The following is a 12,190-nucleotide window of genomic DNA, read 5'->3' as shown; positions in this document are numbered from 1 at the left end:
TAAGTTAATCCTCCATTGTGTTATGTGAAGGAAGTGTGAGTGTCACAAGTGTTCCTTCTTCTAAACGGCTTTTGATATTCATTCCATAAGCATTGCCATAATATAACTTTATACGTTGATTAATGTTATATAAACCAATGTTTGAAGTTTTATTTTGCTTTCGAGTTTGGATATTTTGATTTAGTTCAAGAAGTTTGTCCTCTGTCATTCCCAGCCCATTGTCAAAAATATCTATGATAAGAAACTCTTCCTCAATTACCTTTACATCGATTATAATTTTGCCATTTTCGTTTGTACCTTCAAGACCATGAAGAATCGCATTTTCCACAATTGGTTGTAAAAGCAGAGGAAGTATTTGATATTCTTCTAAATTCAAAGCATCCTGAATCATTAATTGATAGTTGACCCTATCATCAAAACGGAGCTTTTGAATGGCAAGGTAGGTCTGTATGTAATCCAGTTCTTTTTTTAGTGTAGTCGAGGACGTACCTGTATTTTCCAGTACGTAATGCAAATATTTGCCAAGCAGCTTAATTGCATTTGCTACATCACGGTTTCCAGAAGTAAATGATTGCATGCGTATAGTTTCCAGTGTATTGTAAATAAAATGAGGATTTATTTGGCTGGCAAGCATTTTAAATTCCATTTTCTGTTGTTGGTTAGTAAACTCCTTTTCCTTTAGTTTTGCTTCATACATTTTTGAATCCATTTGCATGATACAGCGAATCATTACTTTCAGGTCTGAGAATACCTCAGATAACTCGTCATTTCCTTTGAAATTATCAATAATATTATAATCGCCATTACTTGCCTTATGCATTTCACGAAGCAATGTATTAATACGTGTACTGAAATGATTGGTAAACAGCGTGAACAATATAAAGGGCACAATACAGGCAATCAATATAATGATACTGCAAAAGGCTACAATGTGATAAGCATCAGGCAGAGCATTAAAATCCAAGGTTGAAATATAGATTTTGTCCTTGGAAATGTAGGGAAGTAAAGTGGAAATACAAGCAATACTTTTCTGTTCGTCATAGGTAAACTGCCCTAAATATTGATATTGATTTTGTTCATAATCAATGGAAAAATCCACGTTACAGCCAACCAGGCTGCGGTTTGTGCTATAAAATACAGGTTCATTATTTACTGATACAGCCGTAAACAGCGAATTGTTCTGAATTCTGTTCTTTAGATAATTGTTGCTTATTTGAATGACCAGTATGGCGTATTCACCAGTTGAAATAACAGGTATTCTCCTTATCAGACTAAGTTCTTGAGAAGTGTGCTTCCAATAGTCCGTCGTTTCCATGCTTTTCCAAATAATATCAGCATGATTACTAGCCTCCTGATACCATAATGCTTCTTTAATTTCCTGCGTAGCAGGAATAAAATTTCCATATTCGGCAATTGTTTGATTATTTGTGTAAAGCTTAATATCAGAAATATATGTATTTTTATTGATAAAATTTGTGATTTTACTGTAGTTATTACATGCTTTTGCAGACTCTTCTTTAGATGAATAATGGTTTGCCAATAAAACCTGCAAATCCTTATCAGAGAATAAATCATCAGACAGATTATAAACATTAGTTGTAACGTCAAACATAATTGACTTAACACGTATGTTATCTGCCTCAATTTGATTTTGATAGTGCTTTAACAGCAAATGATAGGTATTAGTAATTAAAAATATTCCAATAAGTAAGATTGGAATTAATAGCGCAAAAATATAAATAAAGTATAATTGTTTTTTTATCTTAGTAATGCGAAAGATACGTTTAGGAAATAATGTAATATTCATATTTAGTCACCTTTCGTTTCTTTTATCAAGTGTTTGTAATAAATCTATTATAGTTGAAGCTAAAATAATTGTCAAACTACGAAATTAGACAATGTATGATTCAAAAAACATCTAATTTTGAGAGTGTTTAAAGTATAATTTGTACGGTATTCGATTCAAAAATTATGCCCTATAATAGGTGCATAATATGATTGAATTGGTTATAAAATGGTAAAGAAGGGAGTTTTATTCATATGAAATTTAGTAATGGATGTTGGCTGTTAAAGGAAGGCTATGAAAGTTTTAGCCCAAAGCAGGTTTTTCGCACAAAGTTAGAAAAGGATATGGTAACGATTTATGCACCTACGAATCATATAAAGCACCGGGGAGACACATTAGGAGGAGTCAATTTAACTATTCAGATAACAGTACCGGCACCGGAAGTCATTCGTGTACAAACGATTCATTATATGGGGGTAGTTCATAAAACACCTGAATTTGAATTAAATTATAACACGAATACCTCAATACAGGCAGAAGAAGACGAGAGTCAGATTACGATCACAAGTGGAAGTCTTAAGCTTATTATAACAAAGAACGATTGGTCAATGACCTATGTAAGAGACAAGGAAATGTTGACCAAAAGTGCAGGAAATGACTTAGCCTATGTAAAAACAGACTGGAAAGGGTATGCATACGATAGGGGAGAGGAAGATAATACATATATGCGCCAGCAGCTTAGTCTGTCGGTTGGAGAGTTAATCTATGGACTTGGAGAACGCTTTACGCCGTTTGTGAAGAATGGGCAAACAGTTGATATATGGAATGAGGATGGAGGCACCAGTACGGAGCAGTCTTACAAAAATATTCCATTCTATATTACTAACAAAGGATACGGTGTATTTGTCAACCATCCGGAAAAGGTTTCCTTTGAAGTGGGAACAGAGCAGGTTACGAAAGCAGAATTTAGCGTGCCTGGAGAGAGTTTGGATTATTTTGTTATTAACGGACCTACGCTGAAGGAGGTTTTAACAAGATATACGGATTTGACAGGTAAACCAGCGCTTCCGGCTGCCTGGACATTTGGGCTTTGGCTGTCAACTTCGTTTACTACGAATTACAATGAAGAAACAGTTCTAAACTTTGTAGACGGCATGTTTGAGAGAGGGATTGCGCTTCGTGTATTTCATTTTGACTGCTTTTGGATGAAGGATTTTTGCTGGTGCGATTTTACATGGGACAGTAAAGTATTTCCAGATCCCGCTGGAATGCTTTCAAGATTAAAGGAGAAAGGCCTTAAAATATGCGTGTGGATTAATCCTTACATTGCTCAGGAATCAACGCTATTTAAAGAAGGGGCAGAGGGTGGCTTCTTTTTGAAACGAAAGGATGGTAGTATCTGGCAGTGGGATATGTGGCAGCCGGGCATGGCAATTGTTGATTTTACGAATTCTGACGCACGTAAATGGTACAGTGATAAATTAGAAGCACTGCTTGCTATGGGCGTTGATTGCTTCAAGACGGATTTTGGTGAAAGAATTCCGACAGATGTCATATATGCAGATGGTTCAGATCCCGTTAAGATGCATAATTATTATACCTATTTATACAATAAAACAGTCTATGAATTAATTCAAAGAAAAAAGGGTAAGGAAGAAGCAATCTTATTTGCTAGGTCGGCAACGGTTGGCGGTCAAAAGTTCCCGGTTCACTGGGGAGGAGACTGTTGGTCAGATTATGAATCAATGGAGGAAAGCCTGCGTGCCGGTCTGTCGCTTATGATGTCAGGCTTTGGCTATTGGAGTCATGACATTGGTGGTTTTGAAAGTACTTCAACACCAGATGTTTATAAGCGTTGGGCGGCATTTGGTTTATTGTCTTCTCATAGCCGCTTGCATGGCAGCACATCTTATCGTGTGCCATGGGTTTACGATGAAGAGGCAGTTGATGTGGTTCGCTTCTTTACCAAACTTAAGGCAAGCATAATGCCATACCTATATAAGACGGCAGTGGAGACATCAATAACAGGAATACCGACAATGCGAAGCATGGTGTTGGAATTTATGGAAGACAAAAATTGCCAATATCTCGATAAACAATATATGCTAGGAGATTCGCTATTAGTTGCTCCAATCTTTAATGAAAACGGTATTGCGCAATATTACTTACCAAAAGGCAGTTGGACCGATTACTTTACGGGTGAAACCGTAGAAGGAAATCAGTGGATTACAAAAGAATGTGGTTACTTAAGCATTCCGCTCATGGTAAGGGAGCACTCCATTATTGCAATCGGAGATCAAGAGAGAGCAGATTATGATTATGCAAATCATGTTTTGCTAAAAGTTTATGAATTAATGGAAGGCAAAGAAGCTGAGACTATCGTTTATAATGTAAAGGGAGAAAAGGAATTATCCATAAAGCTCCTACAAAATAATGGGGAAATTATTATAACGGCAAATGCTAAAAAGCATTATCGTATCCAATTCGTAAATAGAAAACTGCATGAAGTATCAAATGGAACTTTGACAACAATAGGAGCCGATTCAATTATAACACCTGAAATTCTTTCAGATAAGCTAAGCTGTAGATAAAGAAATAATAATAACTGATAGAGGAATTTTTATTATAAATGGAGGCATTATGGATAAAATGAAGCAGACAGAAGAAATAATCGAAGAACTATTGGAACAGCTGACTCTGGATGAAAAAATTGGTATGATTCATGGAAATGGTTTATTTCAGACTAAAGGAGTAGAAAGACTTCATATTCCCCCACTTAAAATGTCAGACGGACCAATGGGTGTTCGAAATGAGTTTGAAAAGGATAACTGGAATAGTGTCGGGAACACAGATGATTTCGTAACTTATCTTCCATGCAACAGTGCCTTGGCTGCAACATGGAATAGGAAGCTGGCATATCGCTTTGGAAAGGTGCTTGGAGAGGAGACAAGAGGCAGGGGAAAGGATGTGATTTTAGCTCCTGGAATCAACATTATCAGGTCACCTGCCTGTGGTAGAAATTTTGAATACTTAAGTGAGGATCCATATTTGACGGGCCAAATGGCAGTTCCTATCATAAAAGGGATTCAAAAGTCTGATGTTTCAGCCTGTGTCAAGCATTTTGCAGTTAATAATCAGGAAACCAATCGTTTGTGTGTGGATGTGGAAGTAGAAGAGCGCACGCTTCATGAAATTTACCTCGCAGCATTTAAAGAAGCAATTATGGAAGGTAAAAGTCATGCGATTATGGGGGCATACAATTTATTAAAGGGTGAACATTGCTGTGAAAGCGAATTTCTGCTTCATCATATTTTAAGACAAGAATGGAACTATGACGGCTGCATTATATCAGATTGGGGAGCTGTACATGATACAAAGAAGGCAGCTAAAAGCGGTCTGGATGTAGAAATGTCCGTTACGAATAATTTTGATGAATATTATATGGCAGAGCCTTTGAAAAAGGAAATATTGGAAGGAAATATAGATGAGAGTTTGATCAATGAAAAGGTGCGCAATATTCTACGTTTGATGGAGCGCCTGCACATGCTTTCAGGAAAGCGTGCGAGAGGTTACTATAACATACCCAAGCATCAAGAAGAGGCTCTTGCAATAGCCAGAGAATCCATTGTTTTACTCAAGAATGAAAATAATCGGCTTCCTCTTTGTGAGGACAAAATTAAGAAATTATTGGTGATTGGAGAGAATGCCAACAAAATTCATTCGAATGGAGGAGGCAGTGCTGAAATTAAGGCACTTTATGAAATTTCTCCGTTGATGGGACTGAAAAAAAGGCTCGGAGGTAATACAGAGGTTATTTATGTGAATGGATATTATGTAGAGCCTAAAATGGAGGAAAACGATGCCAATTGGCAGGAAACTAGTTTGGAAGATGCCTTGCTTAGCAATCGCAATAAGGAAATCAGCTTAGAGACAAAGGTGATTAGAGACTTATATTTGAAAGAAGCTGTTGAACAGGCAAAAAGAGTCGATGAAGTAATTTTGTTTGGCGGATTAAACCATGATTACGATTCGGAAGGAATTGACCGTGATGATATGAAGCTGCCGTATGATCAGGATCGTTTAATACAAGAGGTTCTAAAAGTAAATCCAAATACGGTGATTGTTATGGTGGCAGGTTCACCGGTTGAAATGGGAGAATGGATAAAGAATTCAAAGGCAGTTATGTGGAGCTGGTATGCAGGAATGGAAGGAGGAACCGCGCTGGCAGAAGCTTTATTTGGGGATATCAATCCAAGCGGTAAGCTTCCAGTAACGTTTCCGAATCAATTAAATGATTGTCCAGCACATTTGATCGGTGAATATCCGGGAGGAAAAAAGGTTTCCTATCGGGAAGGGATTCAGGTAGGATACCGTTATTATGATACCCATCAAATGGATACGCAATTTTGCTTTGGCTATGGGTTATCCTACACCGAATTTGCTTATAAAAATTTGAGCATTATTGCTAATGAAAACGAAGATGTCAGCATCACGGTTTCAGTTGAAACCACAAATATTGGCTGCGTAGAGGGCAGCGAAATACTTCAATTGTACATAGCTAGTAAAAATGCATCAGTAGAACGGCCACTTAAGGAATTAAAGGAATTTCAAAAGGTTTTATTAAAACCGAATGAAACGAAAGAAGTAATTTTTACATTAGACAGAAAAGCGTTCGGATTCTATGATGTCAATACAAAGCAATTTAAAGCAGAATCAGGTAGATATGAAATTTGTATCGGAAGTTCATCAAAGGATATACGTTTACAAAAAATAATTGAATTAAATAATACATATTATTATTAAAGAAAGATAAAATATAGGGTGCCGACGTCGTCGACACCCTATGAGTTGTATGTAGAACTTATCAAAATTATTTCATTTTACTATAAATAGCATTCAGTAGTTCACCACTTGGATCCTGACTCAACTCCCAAGCCATTGCGCCCCCTAAGTTCTTAGATTTGATATAATCCATTTTATAAGAAATGGATTCGGTATCTTCATAGCTGATGAAAACAGAACCGTTAAATAACCAAGGAACTTTAGATTGAGAATGAAAATATCTGGTGTATCCTGATTTATTTAAATAATTTTGCTTAATTAATTGATAACTAATGGAATTAGAGCCGCCAAAGCTTTGGTATAATCCTTGATTAGAATTGTTTACCGAAGAATAAATATAGCCGTAGAACGGAATACCTAGCACTAGCTTATTTGACGGAAAAGCATTATTAATCCAAGAATTTACAGCAGAATCAATACTTGCCTTGTATTGTGGAGAAGTGTCTGTATTGCTATAGAGCGGGGAATGCAGATCAGTATAATTATCCCACATACCATGCATATCGTAGGTCATTATAGTTGCATAATCAATATAAGATGCTATTTTAGACAATTCTACATTGTTCAAATAGGAAGCATCAGAGCTGCCGGCAATTGATAGAAGATAGTGTTTATTATCCTTAGTACCCCGTTCATCTAGTTTTTCTCGTATTTTCTGAAGTAAAAGAGTAAAGTTTTTCTTGTCTGCTGGACGGGTTTTGTTAGTAGCCAAGCCGCCGCTAACAGGGTATTCCCAATCAATATCAATACCATCAAATCCATATTTGTTAATAAAGTCTACACAACTATTGGCAAATGCAGTTCGTGATGCATCAGTCAGTGCGGCATCAGAGAATTTATCGGACCAATTCCAGCCACCTACAGAGATTAAAGTCTTTAAATCAGGATTTGAATTTTTCAAAGAATTTAAAAGTTTAATATTGTTTTGATCTATATCAGGATAACCCAAAGTAAGCTTTAAATCAGAACTGATATTTGCAAAAGCGTAATTAATGTGTGTTAATTTAGTAGCATTAATTTGATTTGGATAATAGCTATAATAAGCTGCCCAAGCAGCATAATAGCCGACTACTCTATTGGAAGATGTATCAGTTGAAACAGCAGCGTCAGAAGACTCAGAAGTTTCAGAAGCATTTGAGGAGGCTGTAGTAACATTGCTCTTCTTATTGGAAGGAGCTAATTGTTTGACATCTTTTGCCTTAAAATAATACTGATAATTGATTGATGCATTGTCTGTTTGCTTTGCATACACTACATTAGCAAAGGGGCTGTAAACAATAGTGAGAATAACTAATAGTAAAGTTAATAGGGGCGCTTGGCTAATATGTTTTTTCATCATTGTTTTCCTTCTTTCTGCATTAATAAAAACAGTATAACATGGTATATTTTACTTGAGTAGAGCACAAATAATGGAAGAAAGACGATACATTGTAAAAAAATTTTTGTTTATATTTATTTAGAAATTGTGTATAATTAGGACATTATGGATTTTACTAGATTTAATGGGAGGAACAATTAAATGGAACAAATGATTCACGCAATCGTCCTAATTATTTATTTAGCTTTTATGCTGGCAATAGGACTTTATTTTTACAAAAGAAACAAGAGTCAGAATGATTACTATTTAGGAGGGCGGCAGCTTAATTTTTGGGTAACATCAATGAGTGCTCAGGCATCAGATATGAGTGGCTGGCTATTAATGGGACTTCCGGGAACAGCCTTTTTATTGACAAAGAATAATGGGCTTGCAGAAGCAGTTTGGACTGCCATTGGTTTAGCAGTCGGTACCTATTTAAACTGGCTTTTACTTGCGAAAAAACTTAGGAATTATTCAGAAACAGCAGGAAATGCAATTACGATTCCTACGTTTCTTGAAAATAGGTTTCGTGATAAGAGTCACTTGATTAGATTGATATCAGCAATATTTATTGTTATATTTTTCTTGATTTATACAGCAGCACAGTTTTCTGCTGGTGCAAAGCTGTTTAATGCAGTGTTTGGTATTGATTATCAAATAGCATTAATTCTTGGAGCAGTTGTGATTGTATCTTATACATTCTTTGGCGGTTTTCTTGCCGTTTGTTGGACTGATTTGGTTCAGGGAATTATCATGTTTTTTGCTATTATTTTACTACCTATAATAGCAGTTGTACATCTGGGCGGTATTAAGAGCACCTTTGATTTGGCAGCCTCACTGACAGAAGCGTCTAAGAGCTTTGGTTTTAGTGAATGGACAGGTATTGGAAGTGGCTTTCATCTGATTGGTATTATTTCAATTGCTGCATGGGGGCTTGGATATTTTGGACAGCCACATATTTTATCTAGATTCATGGGAATAGAAAGTTCCAAACAAATCAAGCCAGCGAGAAGACTTGCAATGGTATGGGTTATTTTGACTTTATCAGCAGCAGTTTTGCTGGGAATTATAGGAAAAGCTTACATTTCTACTGTAGTATCTCCAAAAGAGCTTGCAGTGATGGATGGAGAGAAAATATTTATTTATATTACACAGCATATTTTAAAAGGACCTATGGCGGCAGTGTTGGCGGGTGTATTTCTGACTGCCATACTAGCAGCAATTATGAGCACAGCCGATTCACAGCTTCTTATCACATCCTCAGCAGTTTCAGAGGATATTGGCAAAGGATTATTCGGTAAGTATATGAATGAAAAGAGTTCAATGATGATAAGTAGAATGAGTGTTATTATTATAGCAATTATTGCGCTAATTATTGCAAAAAATCCAAATAGTTCTGTTTTTGATTTGGTAGGGTATGCATGGGCAGGTTTTGGTGCAGCCTTTGGCCCTGCCATCCTGATATCGGTATATTGGAAGAGAATGAACTGGCAAGGTGCCTTAGCAGGGATTATATCAGGAGGTTTTACAGTATTTGTATGGAGAAACTTTATTAAATCATTTATAGATATATATGAGCTTTTGCCTGCCTTTATCATATCAGCAAGCTTAATAATAATTGTTAGTTTACTTACAAAGAAGCCGGATGAAGAAATAGAAAAAGAGTTTGAGGAGTTTATCAATGCAGATAAATAAGTAAAAATAATTCAAATATTTAAGTTTTAATCTTATATTTTCTAAGGTCAACATTTAAAAATAAAATGTTGACCTTTGTTTTACAGACACTTTGTTCTTACATAGGAAAGGCTTTGTTGTTAACGTATAAAAGTTTTAATTTTTGTATGAAATAAAAACACAATGCCCACGAATACAAGAGGAATACGTCGGTTCTGTCTTGAATTAGATAAAATATTTAATAAATTCTAATAATAAAGCATATTAAATGTAATATTTGATAAATTGTTAGAAAATAATGTTGTAATATGGAAAAAATTAGTATATAATATAAGCGTTGTTGGATTTGATGATAATAGTTCTAAGAGGGGTGATTTTATAGAAAGAAGATAAATTGTAAATAAGGGCTTTAATAAAAACAGTCACAAACTTATTTCATTCATTTTTGTTTATTATGATTTAAAAATGGTTCATTTAAATCTCTTTTATTTCTTATATTTATATATTCATTTTACATCTTAAATTATTCTGAAATAAAAAGTCGATAGTAGTTTTGTGAATTATATGTCTGAGATATCGAGGGGATAACACGAAGACAATAATTCTTTATTCATAACAAAGTAATAAGATATTTTACTTGTGAATGAGAACAAAATACGATAGGGGGAAATAATTTTATGATTAAAATTTTTTCAAAATTAAGTAGTAAGATAATTATATGTTCTTTGATATTTGCTATGATAATAGGGTTCTTTATTGATACCACAAGTTATGCATCAGGTATCTCTATTACTAATTGCGGTGGCTGGTTTGAAAGTGCATACGTTGAATGGACTGATGTGAACAATTCAGTAGGATACAATGTATATGTAAAGCCGGCAAATTCAGCAGATTCAGCATATGTTCAGATTGATAATGAATTAATCAGAAAATATCCATCTTACCAAAGAGCCGATGCAGTCGGCTTGGCTGCAGGTACTTATGTAATGAAAGTGGAATGCTTGTTTTCTAATGGTTCCACAGTCTGTGCAGTATCAAATAAGATTACTGTTAGTGAAAATGACAGAAGTGGATTTGCTTTTGCACAAGATTCCACCTATAAGACCGGTTCTGGTGCTTATAATGATGATGGAACATTAAGAAGTAATGCAAAAGTAATTTATGTAACACCAGATACAGCTAAAAGTGTCACTCTTGATGTTATTATAAACAGTAAGGGAAAAGTGCAAACGGCTGTTGGAATTGGACAAATTTTGACCTTAAGACAAAAGGGTTATGACACAACCCCGCTTGCGATTCGTTTTATCGGTAAGGTTACTGACAGTAATATGAGCGGTCAGTTAAACAGCAACGGATATCTTCAGGTAAAGGGAAAATCATCCTATAAGGAAATGAATATGACAATTGAAGGCATCGGTGAAGATGCAACCGCTTATGGCTGGGGATTTTTGATCAGAAACAGCGGTAATGTCGAAATAAGAAATATAGGTGTAATGTATTTCCCTGATGACGGAATTTCGTTAGATACAGATAATTGCAATATTTGGGTTCATAATAATGATATTTTCTATGGTCAAAAGGGTTCCGATGCCGATCAGGTAAAGGGAGATGGTTCGGCTGACGTAAAAGGAGCATCCACTTATGTATCATTATCTTATAATCATTTTTGGGATTCGGGAAAATGCTCTCTTTGTGGAATGAGTGATTCAACAGAATTTTTTGTCACCTATCATCATAACTGGTATGACCATTCTGATTCACGCCATCCACGTATTCGAGTTGCTTCTGTACATATTTACAATAATTATTTTGATGGTAATGCGAAATATGGTGTAGGCACAACAAAGGGAAGTTCTGCTTTTGTGGAAGCTAATTATTTTAGAAATTGTAAATATCCTATGATGAGCTCCCTTCAAGGTACTGATACGTTTGGTACAGGTACATTCTCGAAAGAAAACGGTGGTATGATTAAGGCTTTTAATAATAAAATTGAAGGTGCAAAAAGCTTAATTTATGCAAATTCAGATGCAGGTACCACAATTGCAAATGCAACTTCTTTCGATGCCTACCTTGCGGTGTCTAGAAGCGAAACTGTTCCAAGCTCATACAAGACAATAGCAGGAAGTACAGTTTATAATAATTTTGATACAAATAAGGATTTAGGTGTCAGCCAAAGTGATATTGATAGCGTAAATAATGTAGCTGCCATTGTTACAGCAAGTGCAGGCAGAATGAATCAGGGTGATTTCACTTGGCAGTTTAATAATGCAGTAGATGATGAATCTTCTGATGTAAATGCAGCGCTGATGGCTAAGATTGCAAGCTATACCTCTCAATTAGTATCAATTGGCGGTAAATAACTTAAATTAGAAATGTAGAGTAAAATGAATATAAAAGATAAATGAGGCAGCAGCTTGCATGGATTATCATGCAAGCTGTTTTGTACATTCATAGAAAATAACTTGTTGTTCAACATCTATAGAATATAAAGGCATTACATGCCTGAATGGGTACTTGTTATTCAATTTTCA

The 12,190-nt window shown here is 35.4% G+C and carries 6 protein-coding genes; 4 read left to right on the top strand and 2 right to left on the bottom strand.

The genetic code is table 11. The annotated features are described in order from the left end of the window. Window positions 1-4: 4 nt before the first annotated feature. Window positions 5-1,807 carry a sensor histidine kinase gene (locus C8E03_RS13790; protein WP_094378211.1) on the bottom strand — a complete coding sequence of 601 codons (1,803 nt, stop codon included), beginning with the start codon at window positions 1,805-1,807 and terminating at the stop codon, window positions 5-7. A gap of 233 nt (window positions 1,808-2,040) precedes the next feature. Here C8E03_RS13790 and yicI point away from each other — a divergent pair, with 233 nt between their 5' ends. After that, window positions 2,041-4,377: an alpha-xylosidase gene (gene yicI / locus C8E03_RS13785; RefSeq protein ID WP_110291291.1), complete on the top strand. Its 2,337-nt coding sequence runs from the start codon at window positions 2,041-2,043 to the stop codon at window positions 4,375-4,377. A gap of 49 nt (window positions 4,378-4,426) precedes the next feature. After that, window positions 4,427-6,589, top strand: a complete 2,163-nt coding sequence (locus tag C8E03_RS13780) for a beta-glucosidase (protein ID WP_110291290.1) — start codon at window positions 4,427-4,429, stop codon at window positions 6,587-6,589. A 67-nt stretch (window positions 6,590-6,656) separates the two neighbouring features. Here the strand turns inward: C8E03_RS13780 and C8E03_RS13775 are convergent, their stop codons facing one another. Beyond that, window positions 6,657-7,967, bottom strand: coding sequence for a glycoside hydrolase family 18 protein (locus C8E03_RS13775; protein WP_110291289.1), 1,311 nt, complete (start codon window positions 7,965-7,967; stop codon window positions 6,657-6,659). 180 nt (window positions 7,968-8,147) lie between these two features. On the opposite strand from C8E03_RS13775, the gene putP reads away from it, so the two are divergent. Then, the gene (putP, locus tag C8E03_RS13770; RefSeq protein ID WP_207657807.1) at window positions 8,148-9,680 is read left to right on the top strand and encodes a sodium/proline symporter PutP; all 1,533 of its coding nucleotides are present in this window, start codon (window positions 8,148-8,150) and stop codon (window positions 9,678-9,680) included. Window positions 9,681-10,336: 656 nt separating this feature from the next. Continuing rightward, complete coding sequence (locus C8E03_RS13765; protein ID WP_110291288.1) at window positions 10,337-12,019, top strand: pectate lyase family protein; 1,683 nt, start codon at window positions 10,337-10,339, stop codon at window positions 12,017-12,019. Window positions 12,020-12,190 lie beyond the last annotated feature (171 nt).

It is taken from the genome of Lachnotalea glycerini, assembly GCF_003201285.1.
Classification (GTDB): Bacteria; Bacillota; Clostridia; order Lachnospirales; family Lachnospiraceae; genus Lachnotalea; species Lachnotalea glycerini.
Note: the sequence above shows the minus strand (reverse complement) of the source record. Positions and strands in the feature narration are given on the sequence as shown.